Origin of the sequence: Pseudomonas sp. CAU 1711 (genome assembly GCF_039888625.1) — a bacterium.
Classification (GTDB): domain Bacteria; phylum Pseudomonadota; class Gammaproteobacteria; order Pseudomonadales; family Pseudomonadaceae; genus Aquipseudomonas.
Genome location: NZ_JBDQQT010000008.1, coordinates 49,758 through 73,240, shown reverse-complemented (window position 1 = coordinate 73,240; position 23,483 = coordinate 49,758). Strand labels below are relative to the sequence as shown.

The 23,483-nt window shown below is 68.1% G+C and carries 24 protein-coding genes; 21 read left to right on the top strand and 3 right to left on the bottom strand.

All coding sequences use genetic code 11. The annotated features are described in order from the left end of the window. Positions 1–14: 14 nt before the first annotated feature. From AAFN46_RS10780 to AAFN46_RS10750, 7 genes are all read left to right on the top strand, one after another. Positions 15–2,552 carry a beta-ketoacyl-[acyl-carrier-protein] synthase family protein gene (locus AAFN46_RS10780; protein WP_347808690.1) on the top strand — a complete coding sequence of 846 codons (2,538 nt, stop codon included), beginning with the start codon at positions 15–17 and terminating at the stop codon, positions 2,550–2,552. After that, positions 2,545–3,801, top strand: coding sequence for a beta-ketoacyl synthase N-terminal-like domain-containing protein (locus tag AAFN46_RS10775; RefSeq protein WP_347808689.1), 1,257 nt, complete (start codon positions 2,545–2,547; stop codon positions 3,799–3,801). Before AAFN46_RS10780 ends, AAFN46_RS10775 begins: the two co-directional genes overlap by 8 nt. 11 nt (positions 3,802–3,812) lie before the next feature. Next, entirely contained in the window at positions 3,813–4,919 is a 1,107-nt protein-coding gene (locus AAFN46_RS10770) for a hypothetical protein (RefSeq protein ID WP_347808688.1), read from the top strand. Position 4,920: 1 nt separating this feature from the next. Continuing rightward, a complete protein-coding gene (locus AAFN46_RS10765) occupies positions 4,921–5,676 on the top strand; it encodes an ABC transporter ATP-binding protein (protein ID WP_347808687.1) in 756 nt (251 codons plus the stop codon). Next, entirely contained in the window at positions 5,669–6,355 is a 687-nt protein-coding gene (locus AAFN46_RS10760) for a hypothetical protein (RefSeq protein WP_347808686.1), read from the top strand. The genes AAFN46_RS10765 and AAFN46_RS10760 overlap by 8 nt, the downstream gene beginning before the upstream one ends. Continuing rightward, positions 6,352–7,677 carry an FtsX-like permease family protein gene (locus AAFN46_RS10755; RefSeq protein WP_347808685.1) on the top strand — a complete coding sequence of 442 codons (1,326 nt, stop codon included), beginning with the start codon at positions 6,352–6,354 and terminating at the stop codon, positions 7,675–7,677. The genes AAFN46_RS10760 and AAFN46_RS10755 overlap by 4 nt, the downstream gene beginning before the upstream one ends. Before the next feature lie 185 nt (positions 7,678–7,862). After that, positions 7,863–8,624: an SDR family oxidoreductase gene (locus tag AAFN46_RS10750; protein WP_347808684.1), complete on the top strand. Its 762-nt coding sequence runs from the start codon at positions 7,863–7,865 to the stop codon at positions 8,622–8,624. Between the two features lie 73 nt (positions 8,625–8,697). Here the strand turns inward: AAFN46_RS10750 and fabB are convergent, their stop codons facing one another. After that, entirely contained in the window at positions 8,698–9,918 is a 1,221-nt protein-coding gene (fabB, locus tag AAFN46_RS10745) for a beta-ketoacyl-ACP synthase I (RefSeq protein WP_347808683.1), read from the bottom strand. A 307-nt stretch (positions 9,919–10,225) separates the two neighbouring features. Further along, positions 10,226–11,392 (bottom strand): 1-acyl-sn-glycerol-3-phosphate acyltransferase, encoded by a 1,167-nt coding sequence (locus tag AAFN46_RS10740; protein WP_347808682.1) that lies wholly within the window; start codon positions 11,390–11,392, stop codon positions 10,226–10,228. 72 nt (positions 11,393–11,464) lie between these two features. Between AAFN46_RS10740 and AAFN46_RS10735 the strand changes: the two genes are divergently transcribed. The 14 genes from AAFN46_RS10735 to AAFN46_RS10670 all read left to right on the top strand — a co-directional run bounded on the left by AAFN46_RS10735 (position 11,465) and on the right by AAFN46_RS10670 (position 21,913). Beyond that, positions 11,465–11,647, top strand: a complete 183-nt coding sequence (locus AAFN46_RS10735; protein WP_347808681.1) for a CPXCG motif-containing cysteine-rich protein — start codon at positions 11,465–11,467, stop codon at positions 11,645–11,647. Further along, positions 11,647–11,907: a DUF2007 domain-containing protein gene (locus AAFN46_RS10730; protein ID WP_347808680.1), complete on the top strand. Its 261-nt coding sequence runs from the start codon at positions 11,647–11,649 to the stop codon at positions 11,905–11,907. Before AAFN46_RS10735 ends, AAFN46_RS10730 begins: the two co-directional genes overlap by 1 nt. 24 nt (positions 11,908–11,931) lie before the next feature. Further along, on the top strand, positions 11,932–12,552 hold the full coding sequence (locus AAFN46_RS10725; protein ID WP_347808679.1) for an SOS response-associated peptidase: 621 nt from the start codon (positions 11,932–11,934) through the stop codon (positions 12,550–12,552). A gap of 86 nt (positions 12,553–12,638) precedes the next feature. Next, positions 12,639–13,751 (top strand): S-(hydroxymethyl)glutathione dehydrogenase/class III alcohol dehydrogenase, encoded by a 1,113-nt coding sequence (locus AAFN46_RS10720; protein ID WP_347808678.1) that lies wholly within the window; start codon positions 12,639–12,641, stop codon positions 13,749–13,751. 64 nt (positions 13,752–13,815) lie between these two features. Beyond that, positions 13,816–14,670, top strand: coding sequence for an S-formylglutathione hydrolase (fghA, locus tag AAFN46_RS10715; protein ID WP_347808677.1), 855 nt, complete (start codon positions 13,816–13,818; stop codon positions 14,668–14,670). A gap of 122 nt (positions 14,671–14,792) precedes the next feature. After that, positions 14,793–15,266: a 2-C-methyl-D-erythritol 2,4-cyclodiphosphate synthase gene (ispF, locus tag AAFN46_RS10710; RefSeq protein ID WP_347808676.1), complete on the top strand. Its 474-nt coding sequence runs from the start codon at positions 14,793–14,795 to the stop codon at positions 15,264–15,266. Then, positions 15,263–16,321, top strand: a complete 1,059-nt coding sequence (truD, locus tag AAFN46_RS10705) for a tRNA pseudouridine(13) synthase TruD (RefSeq protein WP_347808675.1) — start codon at positions 15,263–15,265, stop codon at positions 16,319–16,321. The genes ispF and truD overlap by 4 nt, the downstream gene beginning before the upstream one ends. Beyond that, positions 16,309–17,058: a 5'/3'-nucleotidase SurE gene (gene surE, locus AAFN46_RS10700; protein WP_347808674.1), complete on the top strand. Its 750-nt coding sequence runs from the start codon at positions 16,309–16,311 to the stop codon at positions 17,056–17,058. The genes truD and surE overlap by 13 nt, the downstream gene beginning before the upstream one ends. Positions 17,059–17,087: 29 nt before the next feature. Beyond that, positions 17,088–17,723, top strand: a complete 636-nt coding sequence (locus AAFN46_RS10695; protein ID WP_347808820.1) for a protein-L-isoaspartate(D-aspartate) O-methyltransferase — start codon at positions 17,088–17,090, stop codon at positions 17,721–17,723. A 22-nt stretch (positions 17,724–17,745) separates the two neighbouring features. After that, on the top strand, positions 17,746–18,684 hold the full coding sequence (locus tag AAFN46_RS10690) for a DUF368 domain-containing protein (RefSeq protein WP_347808673.1): 939 nt from the start codon (positions 17,746–17,748) through the stop codon (positions 18,682–18,684). A 47-nt stretch (positions 18,685–18,731) separates the two neighbouring features. Further along, the gene (locus AAFN46_RS10685) at positions 18,732–19,583 is read left to right on the top strand and encodes a peptidoglycan DD-metalloendopeptidase family protein (RefSeq protein WP_347808672.1); all 852 of its coding nucleotides are present in this window, start codon (positions 18,732–18,734) and stop codon (positions 19,581–19,583) included. Between the two features lie 198 nt (positions 19,584–19,781). Next, positions 19,782–20,786 carry an RNA polymerase sigma factor RpoS gene (gene rpoS / locus AAFN46_RS10680; RefSeq protein WP_347808671.1) on the top strand — a complete coding sequence of 335 codons (1,005 nt, stop codon included), beginning with the start codon at positions 19,782–19,784 and terminating at the stop codon, positions 20,784–20,786. Between the two features lie 238 nt (positions 20,787–21,024). After that, positions 21,025–21,591 carry a DJ-1/PfpI family protein gene (locus AAFN46_RS10675; RefSeq protein ID WP_347808670.1) on the top strand — a complete coding sequence of 189 codons (567 nt, stop codon included), beginning with the start codon at positions 21,025–21,027 and terminating at the stop codon, positions 21,589–21,591. Positions 21,592–21,607: 16 nt separating this feature from the next. Then, positions 21,608–21,913, top strand: a complete 306-nt coding sequence (locus tag AAFN46_RS10670) for a ribbon-helix-helix domain-containing protein (RefSeq protein ID WP_347808669.1) — start codon at positions 21,608–21,610, stop codon at positions 21,911–21,913. A gap of 122 nt (positions 21,914–22,035) precedes the next feature. Here the strand turns inward: AAFN46_RS10670 and rhlB are convergent, their stop codons facing one another. After that, positions 22,036–23,451 (bottom strand): ATP-dependent RNA helicase RhlB, encoded by a 1,416-nt coding sequence (gene rhlB / locus AAFN46_RS10665; RefSeq protein WP_347808668.1) that lies wholly within the window; start codon positions 23,449–23,451, stop codon positions 22,036–22,038. Positions 23,452–23,483: the final 32 nt, after the last annotated feature.

The window sequence follows — 23,483 nt, the reverse complement described above, 5'->3', positions numbered from 1 at the left end:
CGAGGAGTAAGCAAATGGTTCAGCGCAAGCGGGTAGTGGTGACAGGGATGGGCGTGTTGACGGCGCTCGGCAACACGGTCGAGGCATTCCGCGAGGGACTGTTCGCCGAGAAGGCGGCGATCGGCGCGAGCCAGCACTTTAGCCACTACTACGAGGATGCCCTGGCCTCCGAGGTGCAGCAGCAGGTGGACTACCCCGGCATCGCCGCGGAGCGCCTGGCCGAGCTGGACCGCACCGCGCTGTGGGGCTACAAGGTCGGCCGCGACGCCCTGGAGAATGCCGGCCTGCTCGGCGACCCGCTGCTGGAACGCACCAGCCTGGTGGTCGGCGTGTCCTCGGCCAGTGCCGAGGCGATCATGCCGCTGATCGAGGGTCGTCCCGAGGAGTTCAACCCGCGCAAGATGGAGGTGTGCGGCAACTTCTCGGCGATCTGCCCGGTAGTCACCTCGCTGCTCGGCCTCAAGGGCGGCTTCGAGCTGGTGGCCACGGCCTGTACGGCCAGCACCAACGCCATCGGCATCGGTTTCGACCAGATCCAGAATTCCAAGAGCCCGGTGGCGCTGATCGTCGGCTCCGACCCGGTCTACCTGCCCACCTTCGCCGGCTTCTACGCGCTCAAGGCGATGCGCGAGGAGCCCTGCTGCCCGTTCTCCGGCACGCCCGGCATGTCCATCGGCGAGGGCGCCGGCGCCCTGGTGCTGGAGGAGTACGAGCACGCCAAGGCGCGCGGCGCCACCATCTATGGCGAGATCATCGGCTACGCCACCAGCTCCGACGCCCACCACGAGACGGCGCCGGACCCGCGCGCCGAAGGCGCCACCCTGGTGATGCGCGCGGCGCTGCGCAACGCCGGCATCGGCCCGGAGGCGATCGGCTACATCAACGCCCACGGCACCGGCACCGAGGCCAACGACCGCGCCGAGACCCTGGCGATGAAGAAGGTCTTCCCCAATATCGCCGAGATTCCGGTCAGTTCGACCAAGTCCTACTTCGGCCACAACATCGGCTCGGCCGGCATCATCGAGATGATCGCCTGCCTGACCACCCTGCCGGCCGGCAAGGTGCTGCCGACCCTGAACTTCAGCACGCCGCGCACCGGCTGCGACCTCAACTACGTGCCCAACCATTTCCAGGAGCACCAGGTCGGGCTGTTCATGAAGAACAACTACGCCTTCGGCGGCAACAACTGCAGCCTGATCGCCTCGGTCACGCCCGAGACGGCGGCGCCCACCGAGTACCGGCCACGCCGCGTGGCCATCACCGGCTTCGGCGCGCTCAGCTCGCTGGGCTACGGTGCCGAGCAGATCGCCGAGAACATCCGCAATGGCGTCGACGGCTCGCTGCTGGTCTCGGCCGATAGCTGGCTGGGCGGCGAGGGCGAGCGCGACCTGAACCAGCTGCTCAAGGCCAACCCGGCAATGGCCGAGCGCCTGGCCGGGGTGACCGAGGCCGACCTGCGTGCCATGCAGTTCCGCGCCCACGAAGTGCGCGGCATCGAGCCGCGCAAGCACGTGAAGAACTTCGATTCGCGCAAGGCCAGTCGCATCGGCACCCACGGTCTGCTGGCCCTGGAGCAGGCGCTGCAGAGCGGCGGGCGCAAGGTGCGCCATGGCGATACCGATGTGGCGCTGATCATGGGCATGTCCAAGGGGCCGCAGGCCACCATCGCGCGTTACGCGCAGAGCCTGCACCCGGACCCGAAGCGTGCGCGCACCTTCGAGTTCCCCTCGGCGCTGATGAACTCCACCGCCACCTTCTGCGCCATCACCAAGGGCCTGAAGGGCTACAACACCACCCTGTCCACCGGCTACAACGCCGGCCTCGGCGCGCTGCTCTACGGCTACGAGCTGGTGCGCCAGGGCCTGCAGCCCCAGGCCCTGGTCGGTGGCGCGGAAGAGAATGCCTACTCCGCCGTGCTGATGTCGCCGGCGGCCGCCGAGCGACTGAGCTGGAGCGAAGCCGCCGACGCCTTCCAGGTCTACGGCGCCAGCCCCAGCGGTTTCACCCTCGGCGAAGGCGCGGCGGTGGCCCTGCTCGAAGACCTCGATGCGGCGCGCGCGCGTGGCGCCGAGGTGCTCGGCGAGGTGATCGGCTACGGCCGCTCCTGCGACGCCGCCTACCCGGGCGAGTCGGGCCTGGCCACCGGCAATGCGATGATCGCCGCCATCCACCAGGCGCTGGCCGAAGCCGGCCTGCAGCCGGGCCAGGTCGACCTGATCTGCGGCACCAGTTGGGGCACCCGCGACAGCGCGGAGAAGGAACTGGGCGCGCTGCGCGCGGTGTTCGGTGCGCTGGCGGCCGAGGTGCCGCTGGTCAACTACAACGGCCACTTCGGCTTCGTCGAGTCGGCGGCCGGCCTGCTCAACCTGTCACAGGTGCTGCAGGCCCTGCGTAGCGGCGAGATCGCACCGATTCCGCATACCCGCGAGTTCTGCGCCGATGACATCGCTTTCGTCCGTCAGCCGCTGCGCCGCGAGGTGCGCCACGCGCTGGTGCTGGGCGCCTCCGATGGTGGCAACAACTACGCCCTGCTGGTGCGCAAGGATGGCTGACGCCGGGCGTGCGGTGATCTCCGGCCTGGGCGTGTTCAACGCCCTCGGCCAGGATGCGGCGTCGCTGTGCGCGGCCCTGGCCGAGCAGCGCCTGGGCCCGCGCAGCGGCTTCTTCGCCAGCGAGCGCGCGGCCCAGGGCAACGGCCTGTTGTTCAACCCGCAGCAGGTGGCCATGCCGGCTTTGCCGCGGACCCGGCGCAACCCCGGCGGCTGCGATGCCGAGACCGCCTGCGCGCTGATCGAGAAGGTGCTCGACGAGGCCCTGGCCCAGGCCGGGCTGAGCCGTGCCCAGCTGGCCGGGCGGCGGGTGCAGTTCTATATCGGTGGCCAGGGCGTGCAGCCGGACATCATGAAATTCACCGCCTATCTGCAGCGCAACGATGCCGAGGACCTGCTGTTCAACCCCGGCATTCGCCAGATGCACAGCGACAGTTACGCCGAGGAGCGCCTTGGCCGCCTGCTGATGCAGCGCGTCGGCCTGGCGCTGCCGCCGCTGGCGCTGTCCACCGCCAGCTGCTCCAGCCTGACGGCGCTGTTCCTCGCCAGCAAGGCGATCGAGACCGGCGCCGCCGACCTGGTGCTGGTGGCGTCCTGGCAACAGGTCTCGCAGTACAACCTGATGTTCATGGGCGGGGTCAATGCCCTGGCCCGCTCGGTGGCGCAGCCCTTTTCGGCGGCGACCGAGGGCGTGATGCTGGGCGGCGGCGCGGCCCTGGCGATTCTCGAGAGCGAGGCGCACCTGAGTGCGCGCCAGGGCCGCGGCCAGCTGCGCATTGACGGCTTCGCCACCTGCCAGGGCGGCGGCTCCGGACGCGGCGGGCAGTCCTTCGCCCCGGACTTCCGCACCCTGGCGCGCACCGTCGAGGCCTCGCTGGAACAGGCCGGCGTCACGGCCGCCGAGGTGAGCTGCCTGTTCATGCACGGCAACGGCATTCGCGGCAGCGATCAGGCCGAGCTGATGGCGGTGCGCAAGCTGTGGGGCGATCACGCCGTGCCGGCCGTTTCCTACAAGGCCCAGCTGGGTTACCAGGTGGCCGCCAGCGGTCTGACCGACCTGGCCATCGCCGCCGACGCCCTGCGCGAGCGCCGCCTGCTGGCCTTCAAGGCCCTGGCGCCGCTGGACGCCGCCGGGGTGCACCTGCACGCCGATGCCGAGCCCCTGCCACTGGCCAGCGACAGGCTGGTCAAGCTGGGCCTGGGCATCGAGGGTTCCATGGCTGCCTGCACGCTGACGCGGCTGGCCGGATGAGCGAGACGATCATGTCCGTCGAAGAGAAGCAGTTGACCCCGATTCGCCCGGCCAGCGCCTTAGAGCCGCGCGGCGGGCTGAACCAGGAGCATGCCCTGGCCCTGGTCGGCCTGTCCGTGCTACAGGCCGAGGGCGCGCCACGGCGTTTCGAGCCGCGCTGGTTCCGTGCCTGGGAGGCGCAGTTGCATCGCCGCGCGGCGCGCCAGACCGGGCGGCGCCAGTGGGATTTCAGTCGCTTCAGCCAGGATGGCGGTCTGGAGGCGGCCAAGGTGGGCTACCGCGACACCCTGACGGCGGTGGCCCAGGCGGCCAAGCAGGCGGTGGCCGCCGCCGAGGCCAGCTGCGGCCGGCGCGGCCCGCGCGAGCGCATGGCGCTGCTGTATTTCGACTTCTGGGGACAGTGCTCGCACCTGGAGCAGGCGTTCAACTGGCGCGACAGCTTCGATCTGGACGTGATCCCCAAATTCATCCTGCGCGACCAGGCCACCGAGGCGTTCTCCTGCAAGGTGCAGGCCGGGCGCGGCGCCTTCGTCCAGGCCCTGCGCATGGCCCGCGCCCTGCTGCACGGCGGCGGCGCCGACAGCGTGCTGCTCGGCGGGCTGTTCCGCAGCTTCCCGGTGCTGTGCTTCGCCGAAGCGCTCAGTGGCAATGCCGCCGAGCGCGCCTGGCTGGGCCGTGGCGGCCAGCACAACGCGCCGCTGGTGGAGCGCGCCGGTTTCATCGTGCTGCGCCGCGCCGAGGCCCTGGCCAGCGCGCGCCAGCCCGGCCTGCTGCTGGGCGAGCCGCACTACCTGCAGGCGCCGCGCGGCCGCGAGGCGGCCGCAAAGGCCCTGGCCGGGCGCTGGGCCGAGCTGCTGCCGGAGCAACGTGCGCTGGTCTATGGCGGCCTCTATCCCTCCAGCCTGCTGGACCAGGTCGAGGCCGGCGCCGCGGCGGCGCGCGGCGAGCAGTGGGTGTACGAGAACATCTGTCGGCGCTTCGGCGACAGTGGCGGGCTCAACCCGCTGCTGGCCCTGCAGCGTCACGCCGAACGCAAGGCCGTGGCGGCGGACACGCCGCCGGCCCTGCTGAGCCTGAGCGACAGCCAGGGCGGTACCTGGCTGCTGCGGGGAGAATGAGATGAGCGAGCAAGAAAGCAGGGCGCCTGCGGCGCCCGCCGCCGGCGAGGCGCGCCGGCTGCAGCTGGTCAAGGCCAGCCAGCTGCCGATAGTGCGCCTCGGCGCGGTGGAGAAGCGCTATGGCAAGGGCGACAACAGCGTGCTGGCGTTGCAGCGGGTGGATCTGCAGGTCGAGCGCGGCGAGTTCGTCGCCCTGGTCGGCCAGTCCGGCAGCGGCAAGAGCACGCTGCTCAACCTGATTGGCGGCATCGACCGGCCCAGCGCCGGCGCCGTGCACTTCCTAGGCCAGGACCTGGGCGAGCTGGGCGACCACGACCTGGCTGCCCTGCGCGCGCGAGAGATCGGTTTCATCTTCCAGTTCTTCAACCTGCTGCCGGTACTCAGCGTGTTCGACAACGTCTACTACCCGCTGATGCTCAACGGCTACCGCAAGGAGCAGGCGCGCCACCTGGTGATGCAGGCGCTGGAGCGGGTCGGCCTGCAGCAGCACGCGCTGCGTCGCCCGGTGGAGCTGTCCGGCGGCCAGCAGCAGCGGGTGGCCATCGCCCGCGCGCTGGTGAAGAAGCCGGCCCTGGTGATCGCCGACGAACCGACCGGCAACCTGGACTCGGAGACCGGCCATGCGGTGCTGGAGCTGATGCAGGAAATCAATCGCGAGAACGGCACCACCTTCATCGTCTCCACCCACTCCGAGGCGGTGCGCGAAGTGGCCGGGCGGGTGGTGCGCATCGCCGACGGGAGAATAGCCCATGACTAGGTTGTTAGCGCTCCTCGCCCTGCTGCTGGTCGGCCCGGCGCAGGCCGCCGTCGATGCCGAGCAGCTGCGTGCGCAGGGCCGCGCCGCGCTGGATGCCCTGGTGGCGCGCAGCGCCGCACTGCCGGCACGCGACCAGGCGATCCTGGCGGTGGTGCGGGCGCCGAGCGAGGGCGTCGCCGAGAGCACCCTGGAATCGCTCAGCGCCTGGCGCGAGCAGCACCCGGACGACCTGTCGGCCAAGCTCTACGAGGGCTACGGCTGGCTGTTCATGGCCGGCGAGTACGTCAAGCGGCAGAACTACTTTCGCGCCGCCGAGCTGGCCAAGCGCGGCTTCTTCCTGATGGACGAGGCGGTCGACCAGAATCCCGAGGACTGGCGCCTGCGCCTGCTGCGCGCGCGCATGGACTGCTACGTGCCGGCCGAGTTCGGCCGCCACGTGGTGGCGCTCAAGGACCTGCGCTATCTGCAGGAGCACCCCGAGCAGGTGCCGGCCGAGCTGCACCCGCTGGTCGACTTCCTCCAGGCCCGGGCGCTGCGCGCCGCCGGTGACGAGACGGCGGCCAAGACCCTGGCCGAACAGACGCCCTGGAGCGAGCTGCTGGGCTCCACGGAGCGCCTACCGATCACCCGCGCCGAGGTGGAGCGGGTCCTGACCCCGATCATGGAGGCGGCGCCGTGAGCGAGCTGCTGTACTACCTGGCCAACGCCATCATCGCCTACGCCCTGCTGCTGGTGCTGTGGACCGCGCTGCGCCGGCCCACCTCGATCCGCTACGCCTTCGCCAACCTGTTCCGCCAGCGCCGCCGCTCGGGCATCACACTGCTGGCGATCATCATGGGCGGTGTGGCGGTGTTCACCTTCGGTGGCTTCGTCCAGCACTCCTTCTCGGCCCTGCGCGAGCAGACCATCCGCACCAACCTCGGCCATCTGCAGCTGTACCGCGAGGGCTACCTCGCCAGCGGCGCGACCAACCCGCTGCGCCACGGCATCCCCGGCTACCCGCAGATCAGGCAGCTTCTCGCCGCCGACCCCGAGCTGGGGCCCATGCTGAAGACGGTGACCGGGCAGATCGAGTTTTCCGGCATCGCCTCGCACTACGAGGCGGAGACTTCCACCTTCATCTCCGGGGTCGGCATCGAGCCGGCCAGCTCGCTGACCCTCGGCGCGCTCGACCGCATCGTGCTGGGCAGCGACCTGTCGCGCGTCGACGGCCTCGGCGTGACCATCGGCACCGGCGTGGCCAAGGGTATCGGCGCCGGTTACGACAGCGAGCTGGACCTGCTGGTGGTCAACCCCAAGGGCGGGCAGAACGCCATGTCGGTGACGGTGCGCGGAGTGATGGAGTCGGGCATCAAGGAGTACGACGACCGCTCGCTGAAGATGCCGCTGGAGACCGCCCAGGCGTTGCTGGAGACCGACGAGGTCAGCCGCATCATCGTCCTGCTCAACGACACCGATCAGACCGCCGCCGCGCTGGCGCGGGTCGAGGCGATCATCGCCGAGCAGGGCCTCGCGCTGGAGGTGCGGCCCTGGTCCGAGCTGGCGGTGTACTACCACCAGGTGGTCAGCCTGTTCGACGGCATCTTCTTCTTCATCAAGTCGATCGTCAGCGTGATCGTGGTGTTCATGATCGGCAATACCCTGATGATGAACGTGGTCGAGCGCACCCGCGAGATCGCCACCCTGCGCGCCCTGGGCCTGACCCAGCGCGAGGTGGGGCGGCTGTTCATCCTCGAGGGCATCTTCATCGGCCTGCTCGGCGCCGCGCTTAGCGTGGCGGTGGGCATCGGCCTGGCCGAGCTGATCAACGTCAACGGCCTGCCCATGCCGCCGTCGCCCGGCTACACCAAGGGCTACCTGGCCTTCATCCTGTGGGACGAGGATTTCGAGCTGTTCTGGTTCACCTGCGCCCTGGCCATGGTCACCGCCGTGCTGGCCTCGATCATCCCGGCCAGAAGGGCCTCGAAGTTGCTGATCGCCGAGGCGTTCCGCTTCACCTGATCGAACGAGCTAAATTGCCGTCCGAGTGCCGCGTAAAATTGCACTCGGACGCTGCGGAAGAATGCAGTAACGATGCGCGGGAAGTGCAGGTGAAGTTATGCCTGGGATAAAGCGCCAAATAATGCGCTGCCGTTATTGAAGTTGTTGGGGCAGACGCACTTCATACACGGGAGTCAGGGAAAGTTATGACAGCAGAACGGCAAGTCGTCCTCATCACCGGCGCCGCCCGCGGCATAGGCGCGGCCATCGCCGAGCGCTTCATCGACGACGGCTACGATGTGGTGCTCAACTACCGCCGCACCCAGGGCAAGGGCGCCGCCAACCTCGACAACCTGGTGGCGCGTGCCGAGGCCCGTGGCGTGCGCGCCTACAAGGCGCTGGCGGACATCTCCGAGAGTCGCGACGTCGAGCAGATGGTCAAGAACCTGCAGCAAGACGGCCTGCAGCACATCCACCACCTGGTGCTCAACGCCGCCAGCGCGCCGTTCAAGCCGATCCTCGACCTGACCAAGCACGACTGGAAGCAGCTGTTCGGCACCAGCCTGGTCGGCAACGTGGCGGTGATCAACGCCGTGGCGCCGCTGATGCCGGCCGGCGGCACCATCTGCGCCATCTCCGGGGTGGGCTCGCACATGGTGCTGCCCAACTACCCGCTGGGCCTGATGAAGGCGGCCCTGGAGAACCTGGTGCGCTACATGGAGGTGGAGTTGTACGACCGCGGCATTCGTGTCAACGGCGTGTGCGGCGGGGTGGTGCGCAGCGAGATGCTGCCCTACCTGTCGGAGATGTGGCCGCGCATGATCGCCAGCATGGAGTCCGCCGGCCGGCGCTGGGCGCTGGAGCCGGAGGAGATCGCCAACGTGGTGGCCTTCCTCGCCTCGGAGCGCTCCAGCGCCATTCGCGGGCAGATCCTAGTGGCCACCGGCGGCGTCGGCCTGGCGGCCTGATCAGGGTTCACCCCTCTCCCTTTGGGAGGGGCGGCCCGCCTAGGATGAGGGGTTTGCGCGCCCCTCAGGCCTCTTAACTCTCCCAGCGCTTCAGCACCAGGGTGGCGTTGGTGCCACCGAAGCCGAAGCTGTTGCTCATCACCGTGTTCAGGCGCACGCCGTGGCGGGTCTCGCGCAGCACCGGCATATCGGTCAGCTCGGGGTCGAGGCTGTCGATATTGGCCGAGGCGGCGATGAAGTTCTCGCGCATCATCAACATGCAGTAGATCGCCTCGTGCACGCCGGCGGCGCCCAGGGCGTGGCCGGACAGGCTCTTGGTCGAGCTGATCGGCGGCTGCTGGCGGCCGAACACCTTGCGGATCGCGCGCATCTCGGCCAGGTCGCCGACCGGGGTGGAAGTGCCGTGGGCGTTGATGTAGTCGATCGGTTCCTCGACCCGCGCCAGCGCCTGCTGCATGCAGCGCATGCCGCCCTCGCCGCTGGGCGCGACCATGTCGTAGCCGTCGCTGGTGGCGCCGTAGCCGACGATCTCGGCATGGATCCGCGCGCCGCGGGCCAGGGCGTGGTCCAGCGCCTCGACCACCAGCATGCCGCCGCCGGCGGAGATGACGAAGCCGTCGCGGCGCGTGTCGTATGGCCGCGAGGCCTTCTCCGGGTTGTCGTTGTGCTGGCTGGAGAGGGCGCCCATGGCGTCGAACAGGTAGCTCTGGCTCCAGTGTTCCTCCTCGCCGCCGCCGGCGAAGACGATGTCCTGGTTGCCCATGCGGATCTGCTCCATGGCGTGGCCGATGCAGTGCGCGCTGCTGGCGCAGGCCGAGGCGATGGAGTAGCTGACGCCCTTGATGCGAAACGGCGTGGCCAGGCAGGCGGACACCGTGTTGCTCATGGTGCGCGGCACGCGGAACGGGCCGACCCGGGCGATGCCCTTCTCGCGCAGGATGTCCATGGCCTCCATCTGATTGAAGGCCGAGGCGCCGCCGGAGCCGGCGATCAGCCCGGTGCGCGGGTGGGAGACCTGCGCGCCGCTCAGGCCGGCGTCCTTGATCGCCTGCTGCAGCGCCAGGTAGGCGTAGGCCGCGGCGTCACCCATGAAGCGCTTGACCTTGCGGTCGATGCTCAGCTCGTCCATGTCCAGCGGCACGGCGCCGCACACCTGGCTGCGCATGCCCACCTCGGCGTAGGCAGGATTGAAGCGGATGCCCGAGCGGCCCTCGCGCAGGTTGCGGGTAACGCTTTCCAGATCGTTGCCGAGGCTGGAGACCAGCCCCATTCCGGTGATCACGACGCGGCGCATGTGCAAATCCCTTTTCAGATTCTGGGCCGGGCCGGTTCGAGCTGCGGAGGGCGGCGAAGATGCAGCGGAACAGAAGTTTTCGCACGCCGTCCGGTCATTGAAAGTTGCCGGTTTTTCCCGAGGCGATAACTAACCAAAGTTTGCCGGAGATTGCCAGTATTAGTTGTGCGCTAGACGATTTTTTGCGGGGAAATTAATAGGCGAGTTGTTTGCCGCAACAGTGCGCCAGATATAAAGCGAAGTTGTCGGGAAGTTTGTCCGTATGATCAATAAAAGGGCCCGCCGCACCTGTCGGCGGGCCTCGCGATCACAGTGGCAGGCCGGCCTTGACCCGGTACTGGTTGCGCACCGGGGTGGCGTACTGGCGGATCAGCCAGGGGCGCTGCTCGGCGGGGCAGGCGTCCAGGCGGCGCTGCCACTCGGCGCGGGCCGCGGTGACCTCGGCGGCCGGGAACAGCTGTTCGGCGGCCGGCACGTCCAGGGCGGCGTCGCGCTCGTCCCACTGGGCGTAGGCCAGCAGGTGCACCGGGAACAACCGGTAGTTGCCGAGGATCTGCCGGTCCATCAGTGCGGCCAGTTGCTTGGCGTCCTCGAAGCCCTCGCCCACCGGCTCGCCGAAGTGCAGGTGGACGCGGCCCTTGTAGCCGGTGATGCCGAGGGCGATGCTGGCGTCGTCCTCGCCCTGGGCCTTCTCGTAGCCGCCGGTGCTGGCGCGGATCTGCAGCTCGCGGGCCTTGGCCTGGTCGCAGGGGTCGTACTCGTAGCTGATCGACACCGGCACCAGGTTCAGCGCCGCCAGGGCCTCGGCGAAGGGTTCGTCCTTGCGGCTCATATGGAACATCTTGAGGATCGCCGAGTCGGTGCGGTCGTCGCCGTCCTTGGCCCGGCCCTCGGCCTGGGCGATCCAGATCGACTGGCCTTCTTCGCGGATCGAGTGGTTGATGTAGGCCGACAGCAGCTGGAAGGCCGCCAGCTTCTCGCGCCGCCCGGTGACGCTGCGGTGCACGATGAAGCTCTTGTTCAGGCGCATCAGGTCGCTGACGAAGGGGCGTTGCAGCAGGTTGTCGCCGATGGCGATGCGCGGCGTCGGCAGGCCGGTCTGGAACACCGCGTAGTTGACGAAGGCCGGGTCCATGACGATGTCGCGGTGGTTGGCCAGGAACAGATAGGGCGTGTCGGCCTTGAGCCGCTCCAGGCCGGAATAGGTGACGCCGTCGGTGGCCCGCTCGATGGCGCGGTCGACATAGGGCTCGATGCGCGCCTGCAGGGCGTCCACCGAAGCGATGCCGGCCAGCTCGCGGCGCAGGCGATGAGCTATAAGAGGTCTTAGCAGCCAGCCGAAAGGACCGGCCAGGCGCGGGAAGCGGAAGCGGGTGAGGGTGCCGAGGAAGGTCTCGTCGCTCAGCAGGCGCGCCAGTACGGCGGGGACCTCCTGGTCGGCGTAGGGTCGGATGGAATCGAATTCGCCCATCATGTTCTCGTTGTTGGATGCACGGGATGCCCGAATAGACCGGCGATTATACCGGCAAGTCACACGGAGGCCGCGATGCTGGAAACACAGGGGTACCAGTGTCCCTATTGCTGGGCGCGGGTCGAGGCCGTGCTGGACCTCTCGGCCGGCGATCAGAGCTATGTCGAGGACTGCCCGGTGTGCTGCAGGCCGATCCTGTTCGAGCTGCGCAGCGATGGCGAGCAGTGGTCGTTGGACGTGCGCCGGGAGGACGACTGATGCAGCGAATCTACGAACCGCAGGATCTGCTGGAGGCCGAGCTGCTGGTCGGCATGCTGGCCAGCGAAGGGGTCGATGCCCATCTGGCCGGGCGCCATCTGCTCGGCGCGGTCGGCGAGCTGCCGGCGCTGGGGCTGCTCGGCCTGCTGGTGGAGGACGAGGACGCCGAGCGCGCGCGCCGCCTGATCGCCGCGTACAATGCCGCCGCGCCGCTGCCCGGCGAGGAGCCCGAGGGCTGCCCCGGCGTGCTGCTCTGTTGATTCATCGCCGGAAACCCTTGCCCCATGAGTGGACGCTACGCCCTGTTCCGCTGGCCCCAGGCCCTGTCCGGCCTGCCCGGCTTTCCCGCCGATCTGGCCCAGCGCTGGAATCTCTCGCCCGGCGCCCAGGTGCCTTTCCTGTTCGAGCACGAGGGTGAGCTGCGCGTCGCCAGCGGGCGCTGGGGCCTGACCCCGGCCTGGCTCAGCGATTTCACCAAGGCGCCGGCCCATGCCCGCGCCGAGACCCTGGCCGAGCAGCCGATGTTCCGCGAGGCCTTCGCCGCGCGCCGCTGTCTGTTGCCGGCCAATGGCTTCTACGAATGGCGCGGCCAGGCCGCGCGCAAGCGCCCCTACTGGCTCAGCGCCGGCGAGGGCCTGCTGTACTTCGCCGGGCTGTGGGAGATCTATCCGGCCGCGGGGCAGGACTACCTCAGCGTCGCCATGGTCACCCGCGAGGCCGCCTACCTGCGCCGCCCGCTGCTGCTCGATCAGGCCAGCAGCCGCCTGTGGCTGGCGGCGGGCACCGCGCCGGAACAGTTGCAAACGCTGCTGGCCGGGCCCCAGCCGGTGCTGCGCGAGCGGGCCCTGGCGACCCTGATCAACGATCCCGCCAGCGAGGGGCCCGAGTGCCTGACGCCGGCCTGAGACATGTCCGCGGCGCTTGGGGCGAGCCATGGGCGGTGGCGCTGTTCTAAACTGCCGCCACTTTTGACCTCGCAGGAGCGCGAATCATGATCAAGTCCCGTGCCGCCGTGGCCTTCGCCCCCAACCAGCCGCTGCAGATAGTCGAGGTGGACGTGGCGCCGCCGCAGAAGGGTGAAGTGCTGGTGCGCATGGTCGCCACCGGCGTGTGCCACACCGACGCCTACACCCTGTCCGGCCAGGACAGCGAGGGTGTGTTCCCCTGCATCCTCGGCCATGAGGGCGGCGGCATAGTCGAGGCGGTGGGCGAGGGCGTGACCTCGGTGGCGGTCGGCGACCATGTGATCCCGCTGTACACGGCCGAGTGCCGCCAGTGCAAGTTCTGCACCTCCGGCAAGACCAACCTGTGCCAGGCGGTGCGCGCCACCCAGGGCAAGGGCCTGATGCCGGACGGCACCTCGCGCTTCTCCTACCAGGGCCAACCGGTCTACCACTACATGGGCTGCTCGACCTTCTCCGAGTACAGCGTGCTGCCGGAAATTTCCCTGGCCAAGATCCCCAAGGAGGCGCCGCTGGAGAAGGTCTGTCTGCTCGGCTGCGGCGTCACTACCGGCATCGGCGCGGTGCTCAACACGGCCAAGGTGACCGAGGGCTCCAGCGTGGCCATCTTCGGTCTCGGCGGCATCGGCCTGGCGGCGATCATCGGCGCCAGGATGGCCAAGGCCGCGCGCATCATCGCCATCGATATCAATTCGGCCAAGTTCGACGTGGCCCGCGAGCTGGGCGCGACCGACTTCGTCAACCCGGCGGCGCACGCCAAGCCGATCCAGGAGGTGATAGTCGAGATGACCGACGGCGGCGTGGACTACAGCTTCGAGTGCGTCGGCAACGTGCAGCTGATGCGCGCGGCGCTGGAGTGCTGCCACAAGGGCTGGGGCGAGTCGACCATCATCGGCGTGGCGCCGGCCGGCGCGGAGATCAGCACCCGGCCGTTCCAGCTGGTCACCGGGCGGGTCTGGCGCGGCAGCGCCTTCGGCGGGGTCAAGGGCCGCACCGAGCTGCCGGGCTATGTGGAGAAGGCGCAGAAGGGCGAGATTCCGCTGGATACCTTCATCACCCACAACCTGCCGCTCGCCGAGATCAACACCGCCTTCGACCTGATGCACGAAGGCAAGAGCATTCGCACCGTTATCCATTTCTAAGCAGCTGCAAGCGACAAGCCCCGAGCCGCAAGTGGCACGCGCTGCTGGCGGCCCGGAGTGTGCAGTGGAGAACTTCATGGAAATTCTTTCCAGCAACAGAAGCTTCGGCGGCTGGCACAGGCGCTACCGGCATCGTTCGAGTACGCTCGACTGCGAGATGCAGTTCGCCGTCTACCTGCCGCCGCAGGCCGAGCGGGGCGAGCGGCTGCCGGTGCTGTACTGGCTGAGCGGCCTGACCTGCACCGACGAGAATTTCATGCAGAAGGCCGGCGCCCAGCGCCTGGCCGCCGAGCTGGGGCTGGTGCTGGTCGCGCCGGACACCAGCCCGCGCGGCGAGGGCGTGCCGGGCGACCCGGACGGCGCCTGGGACTTCGGCCTCGGCGCCGGCTTCTACCTGAACGCCACCCAGCAGCCCTGGGCGCGCCACTACCGCATGCACGACTATGTGGTGCACGAGCTGCCGGCGCTGATCGAGGCGCACTTCCCGGTCAGCGACAAACGCGGCATCAGCGGCCATTCGATGGGCGGCCACGGCGCGCTGGTCTGTGCCCTGCGCAATCCCGGGCGCTACCACTCGCTGTCGGCCTTCGCGCCGATCAGCCAGCCGAGCGCCTGCCCCTGGGGCGAGAAGGCCTTCGGCCGTTACCTGGGCGAGGATCGCGCCAGCTGGCGCGAGTGGGATGCCTGCGAGTTGCTGGCGCAGGCGCCGGAGCGCCTGCCGATCCTGGTCGACCAGGGCGAAAGCGACGGCTTCCTCACCGAGCAGCTGCGCCCCGCTGCCCTGCAGGCCGCCGCCGAGGCCGCCGGCCACCCGCTGACCCTGCGCCTGCAGCCGGGCTACGACCACAGCTACTACTTCATCGCCAGCTTTATCGACGATCACCTGTACCACCATGCGGCGGCCTTGCGGCAGCCATAAGTGGCAAGCCACAAGCTGCAAGCAAGGGCAGAGCTTGCGGGGGGGGCGACCATCCGCCCTGCCGCTTTCAGTTAGAATCGCGCCCTGACTTTTTCAGGGCCTGATTTTTCATGAACAGCTCTATGCGTATTGGCCATGGCTACGACGTGCACCGCTTCGCCGAGGGCGACTTCATCACCCTCGGCGGCGTGCGCATTCCCCACAGGTTCGGGCTGCTCGCCCATTCCGACGGCGACGTGCTGCTGCACGCATTGAGCGATGCGCTACTCGGCGCGGCGGCGCTGGGCGATATCGGCCGGCATTTCCCCGACACCGACCCGAGCTTCAAGGGCGCCGACAGCCGCGCCCTGCTGCGTCACGTGGTCGGCCTGATCCAGGCCAAGGGTTATGCGGTCGGCAATGTCGACGCCACCATAGTGGCCCAGGCGCCGAAGATGGCGCCGCATATCGAGGCGATGCGCGCGCATATCGCCGCCGACCTGCAGGTGGAGCTGGACGCGGTCAACGTCAAGGCCACCACCACCGAGAAGCTCGGCTTCACCGGGCGCGAGGAGGGCATCGCGGTACACGCCGTGGCCCTGCTGCTCAAGGCATGACCGAACTGGAACTGCTGGGCCCGCGCGCCCATGGCGAGGCCTGTGGTCAGGCCGTACTGAAGGCCGTGGCGGAGGACTTCCAGGTCGACGAGGTGCTGGACATTCCGCTGTCCGGCCAGGGCGAGCACCTCTGGCTATGGGTGGAGAAGCGCGGCCTCAACACCGAGGAGGCGGCGCGCCGCCTGGCCCGTGCCGCCGGCGTGGCGCAACGGGCGATCAGCTATGCCGGGCTCAAGGACCGCCAGGCGCTGACCCGCCAGTGGTTCAGCCTGCATCTGCCGGGCAAGAACGATCCCGATCTGGCGCGCGCCGAGGACGACAGCCTGCGCGTGCTCAAGGCCGTGCGCCATTCGCGCAAGCTGCAGCGCGGCGCCCATGCGGCCAATGGTTTCACCCTGCGCCTGACCCGTCTGCAGGCCGATCGCGAGCAGCTGGAGCGACGCCTGCAGCGGATCAAGGCGCAGGGCGTGCCCAACTATTTCGGCCTGCAGCGCTTCGGCTTTGGCGGCGGCAATATCGACGAGGCCCGCCATTTCGCCGCCGAAGGCAAGTTGCCGGAACAGCGCAACCGCCGTTCGCGCCTGCTCTCGGCGGCGCGCAGCCTGATCTTCAATCGGGTGCTGGCGGTGCGGGTGGCCGAGGGCAGCTGGAATGTCGCCCAGGTCGGCGACTTGCTGGCCTTCAGCGGTAGCCGCAGCTTCTTTATGGCCGGTGAAGCCGAGTGTGCGGACCCGCGCCTGGCGGCGCTCGATCTGCACCCCAGCGGCCCCCTGTGGGGCGCCGGCGCCTCGCCCGCCGGCGGCGCGGTCCAGGCGCTGGAGCAACGCATCGGCGCGCTCGAGGGTGCTCTGGCCGACTGGCTGGTCGCGGCGGACATGGCGCACGAACGGCGCATCCTGCGCCTCCCCATCGCCGACCTGTCGTGGCATTATCCCGAGTCTGACACGTTGCAACTGGCTTTCGTTCTCCCGGCCGGCTGCTTCGCCACCGCCGTGGTGCGCGAACTGGTCGACCTGCTGCCGGCAGAGCAGACGGATACTCCATGCGAATTCTGATTTCCAACGACGACGGGGTGATGGCGCCCGGTATCGCCGCGCTGCACGATGCGCTGGCCGACTACGCCGAGTGCGAGGTGATCGCCCCCAGCGAGGACAAGAGCGGCGCCAGCAGCTCGCTGACCCTGGACCGCCCGCTGCATCCGGCGACCCTGCCCAATGGCTTCATCGCGCTCAACGGCACGCCGACCGACTGCGTGCACCTGGGCCTCAACGCGCTGCTCGATCCGCTACCGGACATGGTGGTGGCGGGCATCAACTTGGGCGCCAATCTGGGCGACGACGTGCTCTATTCGGGCACAGTGGCCGCCGCCCTGGAGGGGCGCTTCCTGAGCAAGCCGGCCTTCGCCTTCTCGCTGGTGTCGCGGCGCACCGACAACCTGCCGACCGCCGCCTACTTCGCGCGCAAGCTGGTCGAGGCGCACGCCAAGCTCGACCTGCCGCCGCGCACGGTGCTCAACGTCAACGTGCCCAACCTGCCGCTGGAACATGTCCGCGGCGTGCAGCTGACCCGCCTGGGGCATCGCGCGCGCGCCGCCGCGCCGGTCAAGCAGGTCAACCCGCGCGGCAAGGAGGGCTACTGGATCTCGGTTTCCGGCGATGCCGAGGACGGCGGCCCGGGCACCGACTTCCACGCGGTGATGCAAGGCTATGTATCGGTCACCCCGTTGCAGCTCGACCGCACCTTCCACGAGGCCTCCGGCGGCCTGCAGGTCTGGCTGAAGGAGTTGCTGTGATGCGCGACCATCAGCATCACGGCATCGGCATGACCTCGCAGCGCACCCGCGAGCGGCTGATCGAGCGGCTGTACGAGGAGGGGTTGTCCAACCCCCGCGTGCTGGAGGTGATCCGCCGCACGCCGCGCCACCTGTTCGTCGACGAGGCTCTGGCCCATCGCGCCTACGAGGACACCGCGCTGCCCATCGGGCATAACCAGACCATCTCCCAGCCCTATATTGTCGGGCGCATGAGCGAACTGCTGCTGGCCGGTGGGCCGCTGGACAAGGTGCTGGAGATCGGCACCGGCTCCGGCTACCAGACCGCCGTGCTGGCGCAGCTGGTGGAGCGGGTGTTCTCGGTGGAACGCATCCAGGCCCTGCAGGACCGCGCCAAGGAGCGCCTGGCCGAACTCGCCCTGCGCAACGTGGTGTTTCGCTGGGGCGATGGCTGGGAGGGCTGGAATGCGCTCGGCCCCTACAACGGCATCATCGTCACCGCGGCCGCCAGCGAGGTGCCCCAGGCCCTGCTGGACCAACTGGCCATCGGTGGCCGGCTGGTGATCCCGGTCGGTTCCGGCGAGACTCAGGAGCTGCTGCTGATCGTCCGCGAGGAGGACGGCTACAGTCGTCACGTGCTCGATCTGGTGCGTTTCGTGCCGCTGCTCCAGGGTACGCTGGCTTGAATTCATCGCTACGGAAAGCCTCATGAAAAAATCCTTCCTGTTGTTCGCCAAGGGCATGGCCATGGGCGCCGCCGATGTGGTGCCCGGCGTCTCCGGCGGCACCGTCGCCTTCATCTCCGGCATCTACGACGAGCTGCTGCGCTCCATCGCCAGCGTGCCCGAGGCGCTCATGCTGTTGCTGCGCGGGCGCATCGTCGATGCCTGGCGAATGGCCAACGCGACCTTCCTGCTGGTGCTGCTGTCCGGCATCCTCACCAGCGTGTTCAGCCTGGCGCGCCTGATCACCTGGCTGCTGGCGCATCATCCGATCCCGGTCTGGTCGTTCTTCTTCGGCCTGATCCTGGTCTCCTGCCACCTGGTGGCGCGGGAGATCGAGCGCTGGAACTGGACCCGCGGGGTCAGCTTCCTGCTCGGCGGCGCCTTCGCCTGGTGGATCACCGTGGCTGCGCCGGTGCAGTGGGGCAACGACCCGCTGAGCCTGTTCCTGGCCGGTGCCATCGCCATCTGCGCGATGATCCTGCCGGGCATCTCCGGCAGCTTCCTGCTGGTGCTGATGGGGCTCTACGCGACCGTGCTGGGCGCGGTGAAGAGCCTCGATCTCGCCGTGCTGGCGGTCTTCGCCGGCGGCTGCCTGGTCGGCATCCTCAGCTTCGCCCGCCTGCTCAGCTGGCTGCTGGCGCGTTATCGCGACCTGACCCTGGCCTTCCTCACCGGGCTGATGCTCGGCTCGCTGAACAAGGTCTGGCCCTGGAAGCACACCCTGACCTGGCGCACCGACAGCCATGGTCAGCAGGTGCCGGTGCTGCAGGAAAATCTCTGGCCCCAGCAGTTCGCCCTGCAGAGCGGCCAGGATGCCCAGCTCTGGGCCGCCATACTGCTGGCGGTGGTGGGCGTGGTCTTGGTGCTCGGCTTGGAGTGGTTGGCCGGTCGCAGGCAACGGGCGGCTGGTGCCGCCGAATAATTTCGGCACAATACGCCCACCTATTCCAAGAACAGCAGGAGCTCGGGGTGACTCTCTCTCAGCAGCGCAAGCGCCAGGCTCTGGCGACGGCGGTTATCGCCGCTTTACTGGCGGGCTGCAGCAGCAAGTCGTCGAACACCGTGCAGGTGGTCGACCGCACCCAGGGTGGTAGCCAGCAGGTCGCGCGCCAGCCCCAGGCCACCAGCGGGCACTATGTGGTACAGCGTGGCGATACCCTGTACTCCATTGCCTTTCGTTTTGGCTGGGACTGGAAGGCGCTGGCGGCGCGCAACAACATCTCCGCGCCCTATGTCATCCGCCCCGGGCAACGCATCCGCTTCGATGTGCCGCAACAGGGCGTCAGGCCCGTCGTGGCTCAGCCGAGCAGGCCGGTGGCGAGCCCGGTGCCGACGGCGACCCGGCCGCCGGTGCAGACGCAACCCCCGCTCAAGCCAGCGCCTCAGGCGCAGCCCCAGCAGCCGGTAGCGGGGGCGAGCGAGGGCAAGGTGCAGCCCGTACAGCGTTCCGCCCAGGGCTGGGCCTGGCCGGCCAACGGACTGCTGATCGGCAAGTTCTCGTCAAACGGGAGTTTGAATAAAGGCATTGATATCGCCGGCGAATTGGGCCAGCCTGTTTTGGCTGCGTCTGATGGTTCCGTTGTGTACGCCGGAAGTGGTTTACGGGGCTACGGCGAACTGGTGATCATCAAGCACAGCGATGCCTACGTAAGCGCCTACGGACATAACCGCAGGCTGCTGGTGCGGGAGGGACAGCAGGTCAAAGTCGGACAGCATATCGCCGAGATGGGTTCCACGGGAACCGACCGGGTGAAGCTCCATTTTGAGATTCGCCGCCAGGGCAAACCTGTAGACCCCCTGCAATATCTGCCACGTCGTTGACTCTGCCGCCAACCTGCTCCCAAACGTAGGAGGAGCGGGCTTTGGTGTTGCCAGGGAGTCATCCAGAGATTCGTCAGGTGCGCAATCGATCGGCGGCAGGTCACCGTGAGGCTGGCTTGGGGGGCCGGTTCTCCCTGATGCGGAACTGGATTGGGTGCCGCCGAGGCTTGTTGTCGAACTCAGCAAAGGACAACAACAATGGCACTCAGCAAAGAAGCGCCGGAGTTTGACGTCGACGATGAAGTGCTTCTGATGGAGCCCGGCATTGTCCTGGAAGAGCTGACAGAGGAAGCCGAGCTGTCGCGTTCCAGCGCCAAATCCAAAAACACGACCACTACTCTCAAGCAGCACAAATACATCGACTACACCCGGGCGCTCGATGCGACCCAGCTGTATCTCAACGAAATCGGTTTCTCCCCCTTGCTGACTCCGCAGGAGGAAGTGCACTTCGCGCGCCTGGCGCAGAAGGGCGACCCTGCCGGACGCAAGCGCATGATCGAGAGCAACCTGCGCCTGGTGGTGAAGATCGCCCGCCGCTACGTCAACCGTGGCCTGTCTCTGCTGGACCTGATCGAGGAGGGCAATCTCGGCCTGATTCGCGCGGTGGAGAAGTTCGACCCGGAGCGTGGCTTCCGCTTCTCCACCTATGCGACCTGGTGGATTCGTCAGACCATCGAGCGGGCGATCATGAATCAGACCCGCACCATTCGCCTGCCGATTCATGTGGTCAAGGAGCTCAACGTCTACCTGCGCGCGGCTCGCGAACTGACCCAGAAGCTCGACCACGAGCCCTCCGCCGAGGAAATCGCCAACCTGCTGGAGAAGCCGGTCGACGAGGTCAAGCGCATGCTCGGCCTGAACGAGCGGGTGACCTCGGTGGACGTCTCCCTCGGGCCGGACTCGGACAAGACGCTGCTCGACACCCTCACCGACGATCGTCCGAGCGATCCCTGCGATCTGCTGCAGGACGACGACCTCTCCGAAAGCATCGACCAGTGGCTGTCGGAACTGACCGACAAGCAGCGAGAGGTGGTGGTGCGCCGCTTCGGCCTGCGCGGTCACGAGAGCTGTACCCTGGAGGAAGTCGGCCAGGAAATCGGCCTGACCCGCGAGCGGGTGCGGCAGATCCAGGTCGAGGCACTCAAGCGCCTGCGCGAGATACTGGAGAAGAATGGCCTGTCCAGCGATGCGCTATTCCAGTAACGGGTAAACCCTGGCGAGTCAGGGCGTTGCCACAATGCTGTTCACTCAAGATAACGCCGCGCCTGCTGCACGCAGGTGCGGCGTTCTTCTTTCAAGGTGGTCCTTGGCAGAGCCGGGGCTGCCTTTGCCTTCCCGTGAGCCGCGTGCCGGCAATGACGGGCGTAGTAACCAGCTATTACCCTGACACTGGCGAGGCGGCGCAGACTGGCGCCACATCCACCCAGAGGAGGCCACAGCCATGACGGCGAAGAAGATCCTGATGTTGGTCGGCGACTACGCCGAAGACTACGAGACCATGGTGCCCTTCCAGGCGCTGCAGATGGTCGGCCACAGCGTGCATGCGGTGTGTCCCGGCAAGACTGCCGGGCAGACCGTGCGCACCGCCATCCACGATTTCGAGGGCGACCAGACCTACAGCGAGAAGCCGGGGCACAACTTCGCCCTCAATTTCGACTTCGCCAAGGTGCGCGCCGAGGACTACGACGGTCTGCTGATCCCCGGTGGTCGTGCCCCCGAGTACCTGCGCCTGAATGCCGAGGTGATCGCCCTGGTGCAGGCCTTCGCCAAGGCCGCCAAGCCGATCGCCGCGGTCTGCCACGGCGCCCAGCTGCTGGCCGCCGCCGCCGTGCTCGAGGGCCGTTCCTGCAGCGCCTATCCGGCCTGTGCCCCGGAAGTACGCCTGGCCGGTGGCGAATACGTGGAAGTGCCGATGGACGGTGTGCACGTCGACGGCAATCTGGTTACCGCCCCGGCCTGGCCGGCGCATCCAGCCTGGCTGGCGGCATTTTTGAAAGTTCTGGGCTGAGAGAGGAGAGCAGGGGATGTGCGAGCTCTACGTAAAGGCCGATCCGATTCTCTACGAATCGCGCTCGCGTTCCCTGCGCATTCGTGGGGTGGTCACCACTCTGCGCCTGGAGAACCAGTTCTGGGACATCCTGCGCGAGATCGCCGAGGTCGACGGCATGACCACCAACCAGCTGATCGCCAAGCTGTACGAGGAGGTCATGGACTACCGCGGCGAGGTGGTCAACTTCGCTTCCTTCCTGCGCGTCAGCTGCACCCGTTTCCTGGCACAGAAGGCCCAGCCCAGGGCCGCCGAGGTGTTGAGTCTGGTGCAGTCGCGCTAGCCTGGCTTGTAGGAGCGAGCTCTGCTCGCGAAGCTCTTGTGCCCAGTTGTTCGCGAGCAGAGCTCGCTCCTACAGGAGTCTGTCCAACGGCAGAAAAAAGCCCGCAGCTGCGGGCTTCTTCATCAGTGCTTGCGTGGCACCGGCTTGAGCAGTTCTTCCGGTGGCATCTCGCAGTTGATTTTGCGTCCGAGCAGTTCCTCGATCGGCGGCAGGGCGAAGGCGTCGTCCTCGCCGGCGAAGCTGATCGAGGTGCCGCTGGCACCGGCGCGGCCGGTGCGGCCGATGCGGTGCACGTAGTCGTCCGGCACTTCCGGCAGGGTGAAGTTGATCACGTGGCTGATGCCGTCGACGTGGATGCCGCGGCCGGCCACGTCGGTGGCCACCAGCACGCGGATCTTGCCTTCGCGGAAGCCTTCCAGGGTCTTGATCCGCTTGTGCTGCGGCACATCGCCGGACATCTGTGCGGCGCTGACGCCGTCCCTGACCAGCTTCTCCTCGATGCGGCGTACCTCGTCGCGGCGGTTGGCGAACACCATCACCCGCTGCCAGTCGTTCTGCGTCACCAGGTTGTACAGCAGCTTGTACTTGTCGCGGCTGGACACGGCGTAGACGTGCTGCTCGACGGTGTCGCTGGCGACGTGCTCCGGCTCGATCTCGACGATGGCCGGGTTGACCGTCCACTGGCGGGCCAGGTTCATCACGTCGTCGGTGAAGGTGGCGGAGAACAGCAGGGTCTGGCGCTCGCCCTTCATCGGGGTCTGGCGGATGATCTGGCGCACCTGCGGGATGAAGCCCATGTCGAGCATGCGGTCGGCCTCGTCCAGCACCATGACCTCGACCATGTCCAGGTGCACTTCGCCGCGCTGGTTGAAGTCCAGCAGGCGGCCCGGGGTGGCCACCAGGATGTCGCAGTAGCGCGATTCGAGCTGCTTGAGCTGCTTGTCGAAGTCCATGCCGCCGACGAAGCTCATCACGCTCAGGCCGGTGTACTTGGTCAGTGCCTGGGCGTCCTTGGCGATCTGCACCACCAGCTCGCGGGTCGGCGCGATGATCAGCGCGCGCGGCTCGCCCATGTAGCGTTCCTTGGGCGGCTCGGTCTGCAGCAGCTGGGTGATGGTGGAGACGAGGAAGGCGGCGGTCTTGCCGGTGCCGGTCTGGGCGCGGCCGATGGCGTCCTTGCCCTTGAGGGTATGGCCGAGGACCTGGGCCTGGATCGGCGTGCAGTAGGGGAAGCCAAGGTCGTGGATGGCGTGCATCAGCTCCGGGGCCAGGCGGAAGTCGTGGAAGCGGGTCTTGCCTTCGGCCGGCTCGACCACGAAGTCCTCCAGCTTCCAGGTGTCCACCGGCTTGGCCGGGCGCGCCTGGCGCGGCTTGTCGCTGCGCGCCTTCTTCTCGCGCGGGGCCTTGGCGGCGCTGGGCTGGCGTTCGGTACGCGAGTCTTCCTGGCGGGAGGGCGCACTGGGGAATGAGGCGGGGGTGGCGTTGACGGGCTGCTCGGCATCGCCCTTGTTGAAGATTTTCTTGAGTGCTTTGAGCACGGCCGGTCTCGTATTGGTCAAGGAATGAACGG